This is a genomic window from Pontibacter beigongshangensis (genome assembly GCF_014332515.1).
Classification (GTDB): domain Bacteria; phylum Bacteroidota; class Bacteroidia; order Cytophagales; family Hymenobacteraceae; genus Pontibacter; species Pontibacter beigongshangensis.
This window is the reverse complement of the sequence record NZ_VFSD01000035.1, coordinates 1-18156: the sequence shown is the minus strand read 5'-3', so window position 1 is coordinate 18156 and position 18156 is coordinate 1. Positions and strand designations below refer to the sequence as shown.

General features: G+C 50.7%; 16 protein-coding genes and 1 tRNA gene. 4 read left to right on the top strand and 13 right to left on the bottom strand.

What is annotated here, in order from left to right; translation table 11 throughout:
• Positions 1-155: 155 nt before the first annotated feature.
• The 5 genes from FJM74_RS21200 to FJM74_RS21180 form a co-directional block, all read right to left on the bottom strand.
• The gene (locus FJM74_RS21200) at positions 156-2060 is read right to left on the bottom strand and encodes a DNA polymerase III subunit gamma/tau (protein WP_187264650.1); all 1905 of its coding nucleotides are present in this window, start codon (positions 2058-2060) and stop codon (positions 156-158) included.
• Between the two features lie 177 nt (positions 2061-2237).
• Entirely contained in the window at positions 2238-2462 is a 225-nt protein-coding gene (locus FJM74_RS21195) for a hypothetical protein (RefSeq protein ID WP_187264649.1), read from the bottom strand.
• Between the two features lie 294 nt (positions 2463-2756).
• Positions 2757-3680, bottom strand: a complete 924-nt coding sequence (locus FJM74_RS21190) for a PfkB family carbohydrate kinase (protein WP_187264648.1) — start codon at positions 3678-3680, stop codon at positions 2757-2759.
• A 181-nt stretch (positions 3681-3861) separates the two neighbouring features.
• Positions 3862-3938: transfer RNA gene (locus FJM74_RS21185), tRNA-His, on the bottom strand.
• Positions 3939-4016: 78 nt separating this feature from the next.
• Complete coding sequence (locus FJM74_RS21180; protein WP_187264647.1) at positions 4017-5351, bottom strand: dihydroorotase; 1335 nt, start codon at positions 5349-5351, stop codon at positions 4017-4019.
• 151 nt (positions 5352-5502) lie between these two features.
• Between FJM74_RS21180 and FJM74_RS21175 the strand changes: the two genes are divergently transcribed.
• Positions 5503-6600 carry an AI-2E family transporter gene (locus tag FJM74_RS21175; RefSeq protein WP_187264646.1) on the top strand — a complete coding sequence of 366 codons (1098 nt, stop codon included), beginning with the start codon at positions 5503-5505 and terminating at the stop codon, positions 6598-6600.
• A gap of 261 nt (positions 6601-6861) precedes the next feature.
• On the opposite strand, the gene FJM74_RS21170 is transcribed toward FJM74_RS21175, so the two are convergent.
• On the bottom strand, positions 6862-7275 hold the full coding sequence (locus FJM74_RS21170; protein ID WP_187264645.1) for a hypothetical protein: 414 nt from the start codon (positions 7273-7275) through the stop codon (positions 6862-6864).
• A 144-nt stretch (positions 7276-7419) separates the two neighbouring features.
• Here FJM74_RS21170 and FJM74_RS21165 point away from each other — a divergent pair, with 144 nt between their 5' ends.
• Positions 7420-8793, top strand: coding sequence for a DEAD/DEAH box helicase (locus tag FJM74_RS21165; protein ID WP_241739282.1), 1374 nt, complete (start codon positions 7420-7422; stop codon positions 8791-8793).
• Positions 8794-8883: 90 nt separating this feature from the next.
• Here the strand turns inward: FJM74_RS21165 and FJM74_RS21160 are convergent, their stop codons facing one another.
• From FJM74_RS21160 to FJM74_RS21150, 3 genes are all read right to left on the bottom strand, one after another.
• Positions 8884-9336, bottom strand: coding sequence for a small multi-drug export protein (locus FJM74_RS21160; RefSeq protein WP_317175593.1), 453 nt, complete (start codon positions 9334-9336; stop codon positions 8884-8886).
• Positions 9337-9847: 511 nt separating this feature from the next.
• A complete protein-coding gene (gene upp, locus FJM74_RS21155) occupies positions 9848-10504 on the bottom strand; it encodes a uracil phosphoribosyltransferase (protein WP_187264644.1) in 657 nt (218 codons plus the stop codon).
• Positions 10477-11424: a GNAT family N-acetyltransferase gene (locus FJM74_RS21150; protein ID WP_187264643.1), complete on the bottom strand. Its 948-nt coding sequence runs from the start codon at positions 11422-11424 to the stop codon at positions 10477-10479. Before FJM74_RS21150 ends, upp begins: the two co-directional genes overlap by 28 nt.
• Positions 11425-11549: 125 nt before the next feature.
• On the opposite strand from FJM74_RS21150, the gene FJM74_RS21145 reads away from it, so the two are divergent.
• The gene (locus FJM74_RS21145; protein WP_187264642.1) at positions 11550-13220 is read left to right on the top strand and encodes a hypothetical protein; all 1671 of its coding nucleotides are present in this window, start codon (positions 11550-11552) and stop codon (positions 13218-13220) included.
• A 237-nt stretch (positions 13221-13457) separates the two neighbouring features.
• Here FJM74_RS21145 and FJM74_RS21140 read toward each other — a convergent pair whose 3' ends face one another.
• Positions 13458-13982: a VOC family protein gene (locus tag FJM74_RS21140; protein ID WP_187264641.1), complete on the bottom strand. Its 525-nt coding sequence runs from the start codon at positions 13980-13982 to the stop codon at positions 13458-13460.
• Positions 13983-14304: 322 nt separating this feature from the next.
• On the opposite strand from FJM74_RS21140, the gene FJM74_RS21135 reads away from it, so the two are divergent.
• Complete coding sequence (locus FJM74_RS21135; RefSeq protein ID WP_187264640.1) at positions 14305-14556, top strand: hypothetical protein; 252 nt, start codon at positions 14305-14307, stop codon at positions 14554-14556.
• A 185-nt stretch (positions 14557-14741) separates the two neighbouring features.
• Here FJM74_RS21135 and FJM74_RS21130 read toward each other — a convergent pair whose 3' ends face one another.
• The 3 genes from FJM74_RS21130 to FJM74_RS21120 form a co-directional block, all read right to left on the bottom strand.
• Positions 14742-17267, bottom strand: coding sequence for a PemB family protein (locus tag FJM74_RS21130; RefSeq protein WP_187264639.1), 2526 nt, complete (start codon positions 17265-17267; stop codon positions 14742-14744).
• A gap of 175 nt (positions 17268-17442) precedes the next feature.
• Positions 17443-17676 carry a hypothetical protein gene (locus FJM74_RS21125; protein ID WP_187264638.1) on the bottom strand — a complete coding sequence of 78 codons (234 nt, stop codon included), beginning with the start codon at positions 17674-17676 and terminating at the stop codon, positions 17443-17445.
• A gap of 84 nt (positions 17677-17760) precedes the next feature.
• Positions 17761-18156: DUF6678 family protein (locus tag FJM74_RS21120; protein WP_187264637.1), on the bottom strand; the 396-nt coding region annotated here is incomplete at its 5' end.

Genomic DNA, 18156 nt, shown 5'->3' with positions numbered 1-18156 from the left:
ATTTACAGCATGATCGGATTAGTAGAATCCCCTTCATTACTAATTCTGAATTTACAGGATGGTAACCACAAACATTCTCTCAATCACTCCTCCACTTATTCAAAATTCCTTTTACAACAAAGCGTAGCTAATAACAAATATAATCTTTCCCGGAATTAAAAGTCGGTATCTAAGCCGAATCGTTGTTTCATATCGACGAGTATCGGGAATTTCTCGGCCAGGTAGTTAAATTTGTCCTGCGAGGTGTATAGTTTCCGGCCTTCGTCCTGCATTTCCATCACCTCGGCTCGCAACCTGATACTCCGGTTCTGCAGGCGCTCCTTCAGCTCCTGCAGCAGGGCGGGGCGCACGCTGGCAAACTGGTCTATCAGCACCGGGTTTTCTACCTGCAGCAGCACCTCGTTCTGGTCGCTGACGTGGTAGGGGCGGTTCAGGAGCGTAAACTCCATCATGTTCTCCGACTTTTTACGGCGCAGAATATCGGCCCACACCGATCGGAGTTTGGCAGGATCTACGGGCGCAATCGCACCGCTATACACTTCTTCCTCTTCTTCGGCGGTAGCCACGGCAGCAACAGGGTTCTGCGTTTGCTGCTGCAGGTCTTTCAGGCTCGGAATTTTGCTCAGCTTCTTTTGCGGCGGCACCGGCACCGATGGGCGCTGCACGGCTGGTGCAGGAGGCGCTGCAGAAGCCTGCGACGCGGCAACAAGGTGCACATCGGGCGTTATGTGCTGCGGCGGCGGCGGTTGTTGCAAGCCGGCAGACGGCACAGTAGCCGGAGCTGGCTGCGGCTGGGAAGGCTGCTGCATAGCTGTGGATGCAACAGTGCCTGTTACCTGTTGTTGTAGCTGTGCAGAAGGCACCGGGGCGGCACCTGTTGGTGTAGTAGAGGCCGGTGCCGGAGCCGCTACATTAGCTTTTTTTGGGGCTGCGCCGTTTTCGGTTATGTCCTGGGCAAAGCTGAGCGCTGCATTCAGGTGTGCCATTTTCATAAGGCATAGCTCTACGTGCAGGCGCTGGTTTTTGCTGCTCTTGTAGTGCATGTCGCATGTGCTGACCAGGTTCAGGCCCGACAGCAGAAACGACACCGAGGCGCGTGCTGACTGATCGGCGTATTTGGCTTTTACATTATCCGATACTTCTAGCAGTTGTACCGTGGCCGGGTCTTTACATACCAGCAGGCTACGGAAGTGCTCGCCAATGCCGATCAGAAAGTTATGCGCATCGAACCCGTTTTTCAGAATCTCATCGAACAGCAGCAGCGAGCCCGACAGGTTCTGCGTGAGCAGGTAATCGGTGAGGCGCATGTAGTAATCGTAGTCGAGAATGTGCAGGTTATCGACAGTGGCGCGGTAGGTAATGTTGCTGCCCGAGAAGGTCACCATCTGGTCGAAAATAGACAGGGCATCGCGCAGCGCGCCGTCTGCTTTCTGTGAGATCAGGTGCAGCGCATCGGGCTCCGCCTGTATATTCTCTTTGCTGGCAATATTGCCCAGGTGCCGCACCATGTCCTCAATCCGGATACGGTTGAAATCGAAGATCTGGCAACGCGACAGAATGGTAGGAATAATTTTGTGGCGCTCGGTGGTAGCCAGAATAAAAATGGCATAGGCAGGCGGTTCCTCCAGCGTCTTCAGAAAAGCGTTGAAGGCCTGGTTCGAGAGCATGTGCACCTCATCTATGATATAGATTTTGTACTTGCCCGACTGTGGCGCATAGCGCACCTGCTCCACCAGGTTCCGGATGTCCTCCACCGAGTTGTTGGAGGCCGCATCGAGTTCGTGGATGTTAAACGAGCTGTTATTGTTGAAGCTGCGGCAGGACTCGCACTCGTTGCAGGCCTCGGCTTCGGGCGTGATGTTCTGGCAGTTGATGGTCTTCGCTAAAATACGGGCGCAGGTGGTTTTGCCCACCCCTCTTGGCCCACAGAAAAGAAACGCCTGCGCCAAATGGTTGCTGCTGATGGCATTCTTGAGGGTGTTGGTGATATGGTGCTGCCCCACCACGCTGTCGAACGTGGCCGGACGGTATTTACGCGCTGATACTACAAAATTTTCCATTACTACAAATATAATCAATCTGAAGCTGAGATGGGAGGGCTTTTTATCCAGTAGTTTTCCAGAGAGTTATCCACGTTTGGCCATGTGGAAAAAGCAGCCGGCCAGAGTGTTGAAAACAAAAAAAAAGAGGCTGCCCTGTTCCGGACGACCTCTTTCTATGGCTCATAATTATGAACTTTATTTCTTCTTGTAAGGCATGTTGTTTCCACCCTGGGCCAGGTTCCGGTCAGGGTTCTGCACTTTAGAGTCGTCCGTCTGCTGAATCTTCTGAGCCGGGTCTATGGCTACCTGGTCTGTAAAGCCTTCCTGCTGGCGCTTGTTCTCCGTCTGGCCGGTTACCTGCTTTTCAGATTGTTTCTGCAGTCTTTCCTTGTTCTTGTCTTTACTTTTATCCTCGCTCATGGTCTTTCCTTTCAATAGTGTCCTTTCTTTTACACTTCCGAAAGGGAGATGGTTACAAAGGCTCCGCAGAAAATAGGCACATGACGTGAATCAAAGGCGCAGAACTTTTTCGTCTGAATCAAGATTCACAGGATTTACAGGATGCCCTTTAAATCAAATTATTCTAATGAAAAAGCCCTTCCGGAAGCTTTTTGCTCCTGGAAGGGCCTGGGGTCATGATCAGCCGCGAGGGCTGAAGTTACGGGGTCATGACAATTCTAATTTTGAATTTCTAATTTTTAACTTGGCGAAGCACTAATGCAGCACCGTGTCAAAAGCCACCAGATTTACAAACTGCTGCACGCGCTGCTGTATCTCTTGCTGGCTCAGGTTGATGATGCGCTCTGTTCCGAATTTCTCTACGCAGAAAGAAGCCAGGGCTGAGCCGTGGATCACGGCGCGCTTCATGCTCTCGAAGCTGATATCGTCGGTGCTGGCCAGGTAACCGGCAAAACCACCGGCGAAGGTGTCGCCTGCGCCGGTTGGGTCGAATACTTCTTCCAGCGGGAGGGCCGGTGCGAAAAACACTTTTTCCTCGTGGAATAACAAAGCGCCGTGCTCCCCTTTTTTTATGATGAGGAACTTGGGCCCCATGGCTACAATCTTCTTGGCGGCCTTCACCAGCGAGTACTCACCGCTCAACTGCCGCGCCTCCTCATCGTTAATGGAAAGCACATCGACCAGGGCAATGGTTTGCTTAAGCTCGTCCAGGGCGATGTCCATCCAGAAGTTCATGGTGTCCATGATGATGAGCTTGGGGCGCTGCTCCAGCCGCTCTATTACCGTGCGCTGCACCTGCGGGGCCAGATTGCCCAGCATCAGGTACTCGCAGCCCTGGTAGCTTGCCGGCACCACCGGATCGAAGTTGGCCAGCACGTTCAGCTCTGTTACAAGTGTCTCGCGGCTGTTCATGTCGTTGAAGTAGCGGCCAGACCAGAAGAACGACTTCTCATTTTCCTTTACCTGCACGCCATCGGTGTTTACGCCGCGCTGGTGCATCAGCTGGATGTGCTCCTGATCGAAGTCGCCCCCTACCACTGACACCACATTGACAGGGTTTACAAAATAGGAAGCCGACAACGCCGCGTATGTGGCTGCACCTCCAATGATCTTGTCTGTTTTTCCGAATGGCGTTTCCAGGGCGTCGAAGGCCATGGACCCAACTACTAATAAGCTCATTTATTTTTAGTTAAGAGTTAAGAGTTTAAAGTTAAAAGTGTAGCCGGAAACATCCTAACACTGCAACTATAGCTTCAAACTAAATTATTCTAATGAAAACAGCCTTCCTGAAGCCTTGCTGCTGCACCACCACATAAAGGCAAAAATAAAAAAAGCCCTTGAAGTTTCAGCTTCAAGGGCTTGGGGTGGAAGATGGGGCTCGAACCCACGACCCCCAGAATCACAATCTGGTGCTCTAACCAACTGAGCTACAACCACCGTATCTCGTATTGAGTGTGCAAATATACGCAGCTTCGCTTTAAATGCAATACCTGCCGGATATTTTTTACGATTTTTTTACCGATCGAACAGCATACGTTCCCCCTTTTTGCTCTCGTCGAAGGTACCCTTGGCATAAGCCAGGTGCCCCGAAACCAGCGTGTGGGTGATGGTGGCCGAAAGCTCTTTCCCTTCTAAAGGCGACCAGCCGCACTGGTACTGAATGTTTTCTTTGCTCACGGAGTAAGGCTTATTCAGATCAACTAACACTAAATCGGCCCAATAGCCTTCTCGTATGTAGCCGCGCTGCCTGATGTTGAACAGCGTGGCGGGCGCATGGCACATTTTCTCCACCACTTTCTCCAACGAGATTTCGCCTTCTTTCACAAACTCCAGCATAAGTTGCAGCGAATGCTGCACGAGCGGCACACCCGATGGCGCTTTTTTGTACTTGCCCTGTTTTTCGTCCCAGGTGTGGGGGGCGTGGTCAGTGGCGATAATGTCAAGCTTGTCGTTGAGGAGGCCCTGGAGCAGCGCTTTTTTGTGCCGGGCTTCTTTTATGGCCGGGTTGCATTTTATCTGGCTCCCCAGGGTGTCGTAGTCTTCTTTGTCGAACCACAGGTGGTGCACACATACTTCAGCCGTTATTTTTTTCTCCTGCAGCGGAATGTCGTTTCGGAACAAGGCCAGTTCCTCCTCAGTAGAGATGTGCAGGATGTGCAGACGCGTATTGTGCTTCTCTGCCAGTTTTACGGCCATGAAAGATGATTTAAAGCAGGCAGCTTCGTTCCTGATTTCAGGGTGGCACTTTACCGGAATATCTTCGCCATAGCGCTCTTCATAAATGGCCATGTTATCGCGAATGGTCTGCTCATCTTCGCAATGCACGGCTATCGGCAGCAGCGCTTTTTTGAAAATCTGCTCCAGTGTTTCGGCATTGTCTACAAGCATGTTGCCGGTAGAGGAGCCCATAAATATTTTTATGCCGCAAACGGTGTTTGGGTTCGTTAGCATCACCTCGGCCAGGTTGTCGTTGGTGGCTCCCATAAAAAAGGAGTAGTTGGCCAGCGAGGTGTTGGCGGCAATATCAAACTTATCCTGCAGCAGTTCCTGCGTCACGGCATTGGGTACCGTGTTGGGCATTTCCATAAAAGAGGTGACCCCGCCCGCCACAGCAGCCCGCGCCTCGGAGGCGATGGTGGCTTTGTGCGTAAGCCCCGGCTCCCGGAAATGTACCTGGTCGTCGATCACGCCTGGCAGCAGGTGAAGACCGGTAGCATCAATGGTCTCATCGGCCGGGGCGGAGATATTTTGCCCCACCTGCGCAATGCGCCCGTCTTTTACCAGCACATCGGCAGTAGTAATAGTGCCTTCGTTTACGAGTTGCGCGTTCTTTATCAGGATTGCTTTCATGGCGCAAAGATAAGCGACGCCGGGCTTAATCCACAGCAACCGCAGCAGAATTGTGCCGGAGATGAGGTAAACCAGGCTATGTGGCTCCAAGGTAGGTGTAACTGACGCAACACCTATAGAGTAAACAGCATTAAACTAACCGGTGCTTTATATGGAACAGCGTTCCTCCTTACAACGATTTAACCAGGTCCTGCTCGGCTTTTTGCTTTTCTTCGGGCTACTTTACCTGGGCCGCTCTTTCCTGATACCGGTTGCCATTGGCGGTTTGTTTGCCATGCTGCTGGTGCCCATTTGCCAGCGGCTGGAGAAGTGGAAGTTATCTCGTGCCGCCGCCGCCCTGATTTGCGTGTTTGCCGTAGTTATAATCCTGCTTGGTTTGATCTCGGTGCTGATAACCCAGATTTTTGCCCTTGCCAACGATTTGCCCGAGCTCGGCAAAATGCTCACCGCCAAGCTAGACCAGGCCCGCACCTTTGCCTCCGACAAGTTTAACCTTTCGCGCGAGAAGCAGAACGAATATGTGCAGAACCAGCTTGAGGGCGCTACACAAATGGCCGGCAGCTACATCCGGTCTATTCTGCTTTCCACGAGTTCGTTTCTGCTGAATTTTGTGGTGGTGATTACCTACACACTGCTGTTCCTGATCTATCGCCGGCGGCTGCGCAATTTTATTCTGAAACTGGTCAGAGACCGGGAGGGCAGCTACGCGCAGAGCATCGTAAATAAAATTACAGGAGTTGCCAGCTCCTATATTTCCGGGGTGTTCCTGGTGGTGGTTATTCTGGCTACTGTCAATACTCTTGGCCTGTTGGTAATAGGCATTGAACACGCACTGTTTTTCGGACTGTTGGCCGGTCTGCTCAACATTATTCCTTACATCGGCTCCCTTGCCGGCAGCCTGATTCCGGTTATTTTCGCCCTGCTCACCAAAGAATCGCTGTGGTACCCGGTTGGTGTGGCCATTTTCTTTCTGGTGGTGCAGCAGATAGAGAGCTATATTTTAACCCCGAACATTACCGGCTCCAAAATAAAATTAAGCGCTATGGCTACGCTGATGGTGCTCCTGCTGGGCAGCATGATCTGGGGCGTAGCCGGCATGATTTTGTTTGTGCCTTACCTGGGTATTCTGAAAGTGGTGTTCGACAATATAGAGAAGCTGCAGCCGTACGGGTACATACTGGGCAATGAGGAGGAGGCCGAGCCAAAGCAAATCCCTGCTAAAATTGCTCCGGAGGGGGATTTTGATTAGAATAATCTGGTTGATGGTTGGTAGTTGCTGCTGGGTAGAATGGCAAAATTGTTAAAAGGTTGTTGTGCAACAATCTCTGCTGCTTAGAATCTTCCGCAGGAATTAAAATGAAAGCTAATAGCTCCTGATTTCCTGCTGGCGATGGGCAGCACGATTAAAAAATGACAAACTGCTTTTAGCAATTCGAGAAGGTGCTACTATTTGGCCCGGAACGGCGTTACCCCAGATTCATGAAGAGCTAGACAGCGGATGGTCATTTTCTTATCTTCTTAAGCTCCCAACAAGCAGATTGGCAACATAAAAGAATTGGCCCGTTATGATGATCAGAAAAGCTAAAAATAAGTGATCGCCAGTTGGTTGAAGGTCAACTTTTTTTTCTGCTACTAGCGTTGTTAAAAACATTATAAACAAAATTCCTCCTACCGTTGAGGCAAGATGCACGCCAGACAGAATTACTGAGAGCCTCCTATTTAACTTAAACATAACCCAGTAGCCAAGCCCCAGCAGACCCAACAAAGCACCAGAGAAAATCCCCATATCCAGGTTGTTAACCATAAAATAGGTGTCGTGTAAGTGTATGTCTGTGGAGTGGGTGCATGTAAAAAGCCCCAGCAGAGGCAACAACGGAGCAAAAGTCCAACAAATAAGTTCGGGCCGGTTTATGTTCCATTTCATCTTCGGCGTACTGGGTTAAAAGTTTATTCAAATAATTCTCAGGATACCTCCATATAAGTACCTCCACAACTCCCCTTCAATATATGCAAAACCACCCACATCACCAGCTTCGGCAAAAATCACGTACCTTTGTGCAGTAACTTAATGAAAGATCGTATTGCCATGGCAGAAGAGGAAGCAGAACAAGAGATAACCACATTCGAGGATTTTAAGCTGAACAAGCAGCTGCTGAACGCCATTGAGGAAGCTGGCTACGAAAAACCCTCGCCTATTCAGCTGCAGTCCATTCCGCTGATCACGGCAGGCCACGATATTATGGGCATTGCCCAGACCGGCACCGGCAAAACCGCCGCCTATCTGCTGCCTATCCTCATGAAGGTGAAATATGCGCAGGGCCAGCTCCCGCGCGCGCTCATTCTGGCCCCCACCCGTGAGCTGGCCATGCAGATAGAGGAGAACATTGGCCTGCTGGCAAAGTATACCGACATCCGCTACACCGCCATTTACGGTGGCCTGGGCCCCAAAACGCAGATCGAAAACATAAACAAGGGCCTCGATATAATAGTGGCTACCCCCAAGCGCCTGCTGGAGCTGTACCTGCGGGGCGAGCTGATACTGAAGGAGATAAAAACCCTCGTGCTCGACGAGGCCGACAAGATGATGGACATGGGCTTTATGCCGCAGATCCGGCAGCTGCTGGAAGTGCTGCCGCGCAAGCGCCAGAACCTGCTGTTTTCGGCCACCATGCACGACAAGGTGGTGCTGCTCTCGGAGGAGTTCCTGGAGTTCCCGATGCGGGTGGAGGTTACCCCACAGGCCACGCCTGTAGAAACCGTGAGCCAGGTGCTGTACCAGGTGCCGAACCTGCGCACCAAAATAGCCATGCTCGAGCACCTGCTGCAGGACAAGGAGAATTTTAACCGCGTCATCATTTTTACCCGGAGCAAGAAAAACGCCGAGAACGTGGCCAAGTTCCTGGAGCGGAAAGAGTACGGCGAGGTGCGCGCCATACATGGTAACAAAGGCCAGAACACACGCATCAATTCGATGGAGGCTTTTAAAAGTGGCGAAGTCCGGTTTCTGGTGGCAACGGATGTGGCAGCCCGGGGCATAGACGTAACGCTGGTGAGCCACGTGATCAATTTCGATGTGCCCTTTGTGTACGAAGATTACGTGCACCGCATTGGCCGCACCGGCCGTGCCGAAAATGTGGGGGCCGCCATTACTTTTGCCAATGAGGTGGAGATGTACCATGTGCAGAAGATCGAGAAGATCATCCGCATGCAGATTCCGCAGCAGCCTATGCCGGACGAGGTAAAGGTGCACGAAACGCCTTTTGAAGAAAAACAGGAGATGGACCGCGAGATCGACAACATCAAGCGTCGCGAAAACCCCGACTTTAAGGGCGCCTTCCACGAGAAAAAACCCATACCCAGAGGCAGGCCCACCAGAGGCAAAAGCGACCCGAAAGCCTCTTTCTGGCAGAAGACCAAGAAGAAAGGAAGCAAAAAACGCTAATAACCCAGTCGGGCCCGGTACCACCCTGTACCGGGCCCGACTGCTTTGAATCAAAAAAGTAAACTTCTTCCGAAGGGCCTGTAAGCGTTTTCAGAAGAGCCTGGTCATCAGTTCCTGAAATTTAAAGGTCATAAACGTCAGAATAAAACTCCACAGCACGGCGCTCCACAGCATATGCAGGAATATACGCTTTCTGGAAATACCCAGCAGGGCTGCCGCCACTGTTCCTACCACAGGCGAGAGCAGCAAAGGAGTCAGGAAGGCAATGCCGCTGACTCCGAAGTTCCTATATACTTTTACAATGATCCTGCTTTTTCTGCTGAATAACGGCTTATTCCTCTTTATCCGCCGCCGCACCAGCCAACTGGCTGCCTGCCTGCCTAAAAAAGAAAAAACCACTACGCTGGTCATCATGCCGGCAATGGTCAGCAATACTGTTTCGAGGTACGAAAGGCCGAGGGTGATACCTGCCAAAGGGCCTCCAAAAAATTTAACAGTGCTCAGCAAGTACACCGACAGGTATTTCAGTATTTCCTCTAACACGATCTACTCCTACATTTTGCACTTATAAAATACTGCTGCTCACAGACTAAGAATATACGCAAACCCGGAAAATTAATCTGCTAATATTATTACAGAAATTCGCCCCCACCTGTCACTTCCCTTAGGTTCACCTCTGGCCGGGAGTAGCTACTGAGGCAGAGAATCAAATTATTTAAATAAAAAAGGGCCTCCTGAGCCTTTGTCTGCTGCTGCTACTGCTCATATTAAATGGCAGATGTTAAACGGTAGACCTTTTTGTCTGATTAATCAGGAGGTAAAAGCTCTGAGGGTAAAGCCTGCGCCGGTCATTCAGTCCCAAATCTAATCATCGTCAAATTGCCTGTTTAATTTTGCAGCGCCTTATGGCCTGCGACAAAAATCGAGGAATAAAGGGTTTGGTTTTCTCATTTTCAACGCAAGGTTTCAATAGTCCTGCGGCCTGTTTCCCGTAGCGCTGCCATTATTGATGGCATTACGTAAAGCCGATGCGTATGGCACAGCAAGAGGCCGATTAAATTTTAGGGCCGAAGGCCAGGTCGCCGGCATCGCCTAAGCCCGGCACAATGTAGAAGTGCTCGTTCAGCCGCTCATCCAGGTCTCCGAGCCAGATCTGCACGCCCGGAATTTCCTGCTGCACATAGGCAACGCCCTCAGGCGAGGCAATAACAGCAGCTATGTATACGTGCCGGGGCTGCCCGTGGCGCAACATTCCCCTATATGATTTCACCAGCGATTTACCGGTAGCGAGCATCGGGTCGGCCAGGATCAGGACCCGGTTGTTCAGGTTAGAGGAAGCCATATACTCCATGTTCACTTCCAGTTCCTGCCCTTCTTCCTCCGCCCTGTAGGCACCCACAAATGTGCTGAACGCCTGATCGAAATAGTTGAGCATGCCCTGGTACATCGGTAAGCCTGCCCGCAGAATAGTAGCCAGCACGGGCTGCTCCAGCAACAGCTCTGTTTCACGCTGGCCGAGTGGTGTAGTCACGGCAGTAGGCGTATAGGGCAGTGTTTTGGAGATCTCGTACGCCAGCAGTTCTCCCAACCGCTCCAGGTTCCGCCGGAAGCGCAGGCTGTCCTGCTGCACACGAATATCGCGGAGCTCGGCTACAAAATGGTTGGCAAGCGAGGGTTGGTTTGTCAGGATGTGGAGGTTCTGTGTTTCCATGCAAGGTACCAGGGTAAATGTTGTTTGGCTAAAGATACGTAAGGCACAGGGCTGCCACCAAAGTTTGCATAAAATTTTGCTACCGACGGAATCATGCTTCCCTCAAAATCGAAGGTGCGGTTGGTGCCGGCATATTTGCGCATACAGCTGTCGAGCAGGTACTGCATGGCATAGGCGCGCCTGCCCTCTGCGGAGGAAGACGAAAAAAGCAGGATGATCTTATCGGGCTGATGCACCAGCAGGGCCGCGGCATAGAGCGTACCGGCCGCATCAGCAACCTGCAGCAACTCCGCCCGCTGCCGGTGCTGCAACTCCTTGTACAGGTTGGCCAGCAGGAGGTAGTGCTTCTTTTTAACGTCGTGCAGCTCTTTGCCTTTGGTACTTTTAAAAAGTTCGATCAAAGGCTCGATTTCAGGCAGCGGCTTTACCTGCAGCCCTAGCCCCGGGGCTTTTTTTGTTTTGGGCCGATGCTTGGGCAGGTAGTTTTTATAGATGTGCTCGTAGCCGGGCCGCAGGTCGAGGTGGTAGGTTACCCGCTCCTGCATCTCAAACAAACCTATATTACCAGGGCCCAGGCTGGAGTTGGCCGTGTTGAGCTGCAGGTACACCAGTTTGTATTTCTCGGGGATGAGCTGCAGGTAAGGCGGCAGCTCCCGGCAGGTGCTCCGGCTGGTGGTAAACAGGCCGAGCTGCTGCGTAAAAAAAGGTTGCAGCACGCCCAGTTGCCCCATCCGGCGGCCCAGCGGCAGCGGGAATACCGACACATAAACACCATCCAGTTCTTCCACCACCGCATCCCAGCGCTTGCATACGGTGCTCAGATACCAGGAATGGGCATACACCATGGATTGCCCGGAAGCTTCTACACAGGCATCCCAGGCATTAAAATCGATCTGGTGGTAAGGCAGGTAACGCAACATAAAGGGCAGCAATGGCTTGATTATCCTGCTAATGTAGAGATTCAGGTTGTTTTACGGAACAATATCCTGCGAAAAGAGTAAATTCGGGCACTTATACAGCACTATTCCCAAGCCATTCTACTTATATGAGATTTATTCTTTGTCTGCTAACAGGCTGCCTGTTCTCCTCCACCCTGGCACTGGCGCAGGATGTGTACATGCCCTTTAACCGCGACACGTACCACCTCGTGGACCGTTACCAGATAAAGTATGGCCAGGAGGTGCCGCAACTTCAGACCAACGTACGGCCCTATGGCAGGCGCGATGTGGCGGCGCTGGCAGAGGTGAGTGCCCGAAATGCCATAACGGCCGCCGATGACTTTAATACGGCTTACCTGCTCAACGATAACTGGAACTACACCACCGAAGACGATAACGAGAGCGAAAAACCGATCCTCACATATTTCTATCGCAACAAAACCGACCTCTACCACTACGAAAGCGACGTGTTTACGCTGCGTGTGAACCCGGTGATACACTTCGACTTCGGCAACGACAACCAGAGCGACGGCCTACGCTACATCAACACGCGTGGCGCGCAGATAGAAGGCAGCATAGACGGAAAGTTCGGCTTCTACACATTTATCGGGGAGAACCAGGCCCGCTACCCGGCTTTCGTAATGGACAGAATCAGGCGCGACAACGTGGTGCCGCATGAAGGGTTCTGGAAACGATTTAAGGAAGATGGCTACGATTTTATTACCGCGCGCGGCTACCTGAACTATGCCCTCTCCAAACATGTGGAGATACAGTTGGGCCACGACCGCCACTTTATCGGCGATGGCTACCGCTCGCTGGTTTACTCCGATTATGCGCCGCCTGCCTTCTTCCTGAAACTGAACACCCGGGTCTGGAAACTGCACTACATGAACCTGTTCCAGGAGCTGACCTCCGAATTCAGACGTGGCGGGGCCGACAGGCTCTTCCCTAAAAAGTACATGGCCTACCACCGACTGGGCGTAAACGTGACGGATAACCTGAACATTGGCGTATTTGAGTCGATTATCTTTGCCAGGGGAGCCGGCCGCTTTGAGCTGCAGTACCTGAACCCGATCATTTTTTATAGAAGTGTGGAGCAGATGCTCGGCAGCGAAGACAATGCCCTGCTAGGCGCTGACTTCCGATGGAACCTCTTTAACCGCTTGCAGCTGTACGGGCAGCTGATGCTGGACGAGTTTCTGCTGCAGGAAGTGCGGTCTGGCAATGGCTGGTGGGCCAACAAGCAGGCGGCCCAACTAGGGTTTAAGTACATCGATGCCTTTGGCCTGCCAAACCTGGACCTGCAGGGCGAGGGGAACCTTATCCGCCCGTACACTTACCAGCACATGGACAAGTTTACGAACTACCAGCACTACAACCAGCCGCTGGCTCACCCGATTGGAGCCAACCTGTATGAGCTGATCGGCATTATCCGGTACCAGCCCCTCCCCCGCCTGAACCTGACGGCCAAAGCCATTGCCACGCGCTACGGCCAGGACCAGGTAATTGGCACCGACACCATAAACTGGGGCAACAATGTAAACCTTTCGTACACCCAGCGCCCTGGTGCTTACGGCCACAGCATAGCGCAAGGCATCAGAACCAACCAGCTCCACCTCGACCTGACAGCCTCTTTCCAGCTGCGCCACAACGTATTCGTGGACCTGAAGCAGATCCTGCGAAATACCGACTCTAATGGTAACTCCCTCGATCGGAACACCGCCTTTACGTCTGTTGCCTTCCGCTGGAACATTCCGCAGCGCCTGCACGAGTTTTGAGCCTGGTTCGGCTTCTCTGAACATCAAAAAGTGGCTATGCCTGAGAGAACAGGTATAGCCGCTTTGCTTTTGCGCAGGCTGCAGCCTTACGGATTATTTAGATGAAATTGCCCTTCCAAAGCCTATTGCTACTGCCCTACACAGGAAGACTCTGTGAGGTTTAGGCAGATTAACGGCAGATTATTTGAATAGAAAAGCCCTTCTGGAGCCTTATGACTTGCTTAGTGCTGCTGCGTGCTATGTGATTACTGATGCAGGGTTAGAGGTAGGTTGCCCGTTATAGGCTTGTTGCAAGACTGCGATGTCTATTTTACGCATCTGCAGCATGGCCTGCATGGCCCTTGCCGATTTTTCGGCATCCTGGCTGTGCAGCAATTCGCCTAAAACAGCCGGTATGATCTGCCACGACAGGCCATACTTGTCGGTAAGCCAGCCGCACTGGCTTTCGGCTCCACCCTCCGTAAGCTTTTCCCATAGCTCATCTACCTCCTGCTGCGACTCGCAGTTTACATAGAAGGAGATGGCGGGTGTGAACTTAAAATGAGGGCCGCCGTTCAGGGCCATAAACTTCTGCCCATCGAGCAGAAACGAAATTCCCATTACGCTGCATTTTGGTCCGGGCCCAGCCTCGCCATAGCGTGTCAGCTCCAGAATCTCCGAGTTTTTAAAAACAGAGACATAAAAATTGACGGCCTCCTCTGCCTGGTTATCGAACCACAGGTGCGGCGCGATTTTCTGTGCTTTGTTTTGCTCCTTTTCCATAGTAGTTAATATGTAATGGTTACTGATGCAAGTATACTGGAAGCAGCCAAGAAAACAGAGGCAAAAAACGACAAAGAAGAGGTGCTTTGCGGCAGGAATAAACTGAAAATCAGGAGTTACAGAAAAGAGCAGACGCAGTACGCACGGGCAGAGGCGTCAAAAACAACGCTCGTTTTTTATAATACGAATATCGTTAGTTAGTACCGTGCTGAATGGTTACCTTGTAGCAGGCAAGAAAGTACTATCCCACCAAATCCGTTCCCGGATTTTAAGCTTTATCTATTTTTGTTTGTCCCCCACCCATTTTTAAGGTTAAAATTGTATGAGATTTATTTACATGGTAAGTGCGCTTGCCCTGTTCATCACTGCTGGTTGCAACAACCAGCCGGAACAGGCAGAGGTAGTAGAAAAAGAAGTTGTAGTAGAGAAAGAGACGGTTAGAGAGGTACAGGTAGAAGCCAAAGCCCCGGCCACCAAAGTTACTGTTGAGAAAGAAAAGGGAACATCCCTGGAAATAAACCGTGAAGGCGGCTCCCTTAAAACCAAGGATGTGGATATCAAGATAAATAACTAAGCACCTGCCTGTAATTTCTGTCGGAAGTAAAGGGCAGAGCAGAAGTGTTGGAGGCCTCTGAAAGGCCTTTTTCATTAGAATAATTGCTCCTTCTAAGACAAAATTTACTGACATGCATTTAGGTATTAAACAGCAGAAGCCGGGCATTGCGTCCGGCTTCTGCTGTTTTAAGGGAGCACTAATTTTTATTTCCACTCCACTTTCATGTCCTGGATCATGGTGGGGGAACCTCCGTTGTATTCTATGCCGAAGCCACCGAAGTTGTTTGGGCTGATATTGGTTTGCATGGCAACTGCTGCTACTACGCCGGGCTTGTTTGGTGTTTCGTGCGTCTGGGTTGGCGAGGCTGCCCGGGCCAGCAGCTTATCTCCTTGCACTTCTACGGTAATCGTACAGGGTGTTCTGTAAGCGGTGGTGGTAACCGGCTCACTTATTTCTGTTACCTGGCCATTTTCGTATTTCACAAAAACACAGTCTACCGCATCGTGGTGCTTCGTTGTCCGGATAAGGCGGAGGGCGTAACCGGTCATGGTTTGGGTATCGAACTTAATGAGCACATCCATGTACAGGTGGGCCACGCTAAATCCCTGGCCTGCGGTTTTGTAGGGGGCCACTGTCAGGGTTAGTTTCATGTCGCCGAATGCCTTGCCAACCGGGGTGTAACGCATGCTGGCGCTCCGGCCCTGCAGCAGGCCTTCCATATTCGCGGCGCCATCCAGACCGGTGCCATAGTGCCAGGCATCGCCGTTTTTGCCGGCTGGCGCGGCAGGCGCCTCGTCTGCAGCATCGAAATGGTCCAGCGTCCAGAAGCCGGGGACAACCTTTGGCTGGTTTCTGGTAGATGCATTCCGGAAATCGGTAAACAACACCTTCGGATCGGCTTTCACATCCTTTGCCGCTATGGGTTTCGGCGTGACAAATGTTGCTGCTTCGCCTGCATCGCTCCGGATATGCTTGGGAGCCACCGAGGCCATGATATGGTAGCCAATATCCCCTGCCGACAGCGTGTAAGCGAGCAAGGGCGTCTCCTTCCGCGATACCGCCACCTCGATGGGATTGCTCCCTTTGGCATCGGTGCAACGGTACCAACTCACCAGCGACTGATCCTCAAACCGCATGTCGAGTTTATAGGCAAGGGTAAGTTCTCCGTTTTTGCTCTTCGAAATTTTAGGGAGCGAACTGAATGTCGGGGCTTCCAACTTAGCCGGAGCTACCAGCAGAATACTTGCTGCCTCCAGCCCTGAAGCTGTAGTTGCCGTTATGATCACCCGCCTGGTGTCATCATTCGTATTCGTGGGGATTACCTCACAGGTTTTTCCATCAGCGCTTACCTTCAATTCTACCAACGATGTTTGTTCAGGGGCAACAGACCAGCTTAGCTTTTCGCCGCTCTGCTCGTAGTTGCCGAACCGCATGATTTTGGCGCTCAATGTCGCACTGTTCTTCCCTGTTTCGATGGCAACATTCGTAGGAGAAACCAGCAACTGCACCGGAAGGTTGGTGTATTTCTTCGCCTGCTCTTTTTCGGCAGCCAGCACCAGAGGCTTCACCCCCATCGGGTCCCAATCGTCGTTTCCGGCCAAAAGATTGTAGGTATTGTAAATCAACTTGCCCTTGTGCTCCAGACGGTAAGCATCGAGCACAGATTTACCGGCCATATCCACCGTAGAAGCCGGGTCGTTTTTCCCGATAAAGGCGGGCTTGCCATTCTGCACGACCTGGTACTGGTAGTTTTTTGTTTCGGCGGGTGGTACATCTCTCCAACCTAAATAAGTATTTGGCTCCGTGGTAAATCGGGTATCTACGACTGCTACCTGCCCGTTGGCTTTGGTAAAATATTGCTTGTCGTGGCTGAAAGAGCGGATATCGCAGTTAAAGAACACGGCCCCGGTGCCGGTGGTGTGGTAGAAGGGTTTGGAGCTGTAAATATCTAAGGTAGAGTTCAGGTAAACACCTGTGCCGCACAAGGCATCGTCGGTCGATTCGAAATGGCAACGGTCGAACAGCACGCGCTTGCCGCCCACAAACGGGTTGAGGTTGAGCCTGCTGATAAAGCGTGTGTTGCGCGCCACAATTTTATCGCCATTGCAATGAATCAGTTGCGCCTGCACAATAGCCGATGCCCGTTTCTCGCGGTTCAGGCCGGGTTTTAGAGGGTACACCAGGTCTACATTGCAGTAATTGCCGAAAGTGATGTTCTCGGAGCTTGTGCCCTGCCCTATAAATTTGAACATCGTAAAATTACCTACTGCCCCGATCGTCTGGCCCCGGTTGCAGGCCAGCACCACATTTTCAGCCTTCTCCGACAAGCCCTGAAACCGCAGCCATTCGCATTTGATGATAAGCCCATACGGTGGCCCGCTATTTTCAGAAACCCGAACAGCCGGATCGTCGGGGTTGTCGATCCAATACACATAAGGGGCCAGGTACAGCACCATCGGCGAGGCTTCGGTGCCATCGGTCAGATGTCCCGCGGCCTTGTTCACTGAATTAAACACATATTTATGCTTGGCTACTTCGGCATCCGAAAGTTGTCCATCAATAAAGAACGCCTGCGGACCAAGTTGTATCTTCTTCCCCTGGTACACGATATGGTCACCGCCAAAAGTAATCGGGTTGCTGGCATCAAGCGAACGGTAATTCTTGCTTTGCTGTGCAAAACAACACATCATTACCAGGAGGCAGATGCTGGTCAGGAAGGCCTTTTTCATATGTTGGTGTTAGGGGTGGAGAAGGGTTTGGATGACATTGAGGTTATGACAGCTAGATGTATCTTTCATCGAGTCTGGTCCTCCCATGATTTTGGCAAAATACGATTTTTGACAGTTATTTATTCTGTTTCACAATTTCTTCATACAAACATTCTACCATTTCAAATAGCTCCATTTAATTTGGATGGTAATGGTCTATTTCGCCATAGGTAGCAAAGGAGGAGAAATTGTAACCTTCTTCAATATCATTATAATATATAGCTGACTTCCCTATTATTCCAACAACCCAAAATCCGCCACCTTCTTCTCCCATTGTCTTTTCGGCCCATTTTTCAGGCTGAATTTTTATATACTCCCAAAACTTCAGGCAGTCTGGCCGAAGAAAAAGAATATTATTACAATACTCCATGTCCTTTAAGATTCGGTTTATATGCACTGGTGTCCACATCTTAATTAAAATGTTTTTTGTTAACGGACTTGGCTAAAAAACGCTTTAGTGATTTTTAGGTGTGGTTATAACCTGTTTTTTTAGATAACCTAAAATCGTAATGTGATCAGGATCATCTGAATAATTTATATTTAACTTATTCAAAAAACTTATCATTTCTTCAGTTCTTTTTAGACTAATGTATTCGATTTCAAAGTATTCAATAAAATTTCCTGTATCATCGAACAGAGCAGAGGTTAATTCTATTTCTCTGATAAAGTCGCATGAAAAGCTAAAATCTGATAAAAGCGTTTTTATCTTAATGCTTTGTCCTTCTTCCTGAATTTTTTCAAGAATTGAGTACCATTTTTTGTTATTTAGTAAGCTTGCTGAGGTATTCTCTTGAATAAAATGTTTAGTCTGTTTAATTCTCGATTCCCTTCCTTGATGTTTTGAAAACAT

Bases quoted from the DNA above. Each gene is read 5' to 3' on its own strand.
- FJM74_RS21200 (WP_187264650.1), bottom strand. From the start codon at position 2,060: ATGGAAAATTTTGTAGTATCAGCGCGTAAATACCGTCCGGCCACGTTC.
- FJM74_RS21195 (WP_187264649.1), bottom strand. From the start codon at position 2,462: ATGAGCGAGGATAAAAGTAAAGACAAGAACAAGGAAAGACTGCAGAAA.
- FJM74_RS21190 (WP_187264648.1), bottom strand. From the start codon at position 3,680: ATGAGCTTATTAGTAGTTGGGTCCATGGCCTTCGACGCCCTGGAAACG.
- FJM74_RS21180 (WP_187264647.1), bottom strand. From the start codon at position 5,351: ATGAAAGCAATCCTGATAAAGAACGCGCAACTCGTAAACGAAGGCACT.
- FJM74_RS21175 (WP_187264646.1), top strand. From the start codon at position 5,503: ATGGAACAGCGTTCCTCCTTACAACGATTTAACCAGGTCCTGCTCGGC.
- FJM74_RS21170 (WP_187264645.1), bottom strand. From the start codon at position 7,275: ATGAAATGGAACATAAACCGGCCCGAACTTATTTGTTGGACTTTTGCT.
- FJM74_RS21165 (WP_241739282.1), top strand. From the start codon at position 7,420: ATGAAAGATCGTATTGCCATGGCAGAAGAGGAAGCAGAACAAGAGATA.
- upp (WP_187264644.1), bottom strand. From the start codon at position 10,504: ATGGAAACACAGAACCTCCACATCCTGACAAACCAACCCTCGCTTGCC.
- FJM74_RS21150 (WP_187264643.1), bottom strand. From the start codon at position 11,424: ATGTTGCGTTACCTGCCTTACCACCAGATCGATTTTAATGCCTGGGAT.
- FJM74_RS21145 (WP_187264642.1), top strand. From the start codon at position 11,550: ATGAGATTTATTCTTTGTCTGCTAACAGGCTGCCTGTTCTCCTCCACC.
- FJM74_RS21140 (WP_187264641.1), bottom strand. From the start codon at position 13,982: ATGGAAAAGGAGCAAAACAAAGCACAGAAAATCGCGCCGCACCTGTGG.
- FJM74_RS21135 (WP_187264640.1), top strand. From the start codon at position 14,305: ATGAGATTTATTTACATGGTAAGTGCGCTTGCCCTGTTCATCACTGCT.
- FJM74_RS21130 (WP_187264639.1), bottom strand. From the start codon at position 17,267: ATGAAAAAGGCCTTCCTGACCAGCATCTGCCTCCTGGTAATGATGTGT.
- FJM74_RS21125 (WP_187264638.1), bottom strand. From the start codon at position 17,676: ATGGAGTATTGTAATAATATTCTTTTTCTTCGGCCAGACTGCCTGAAG.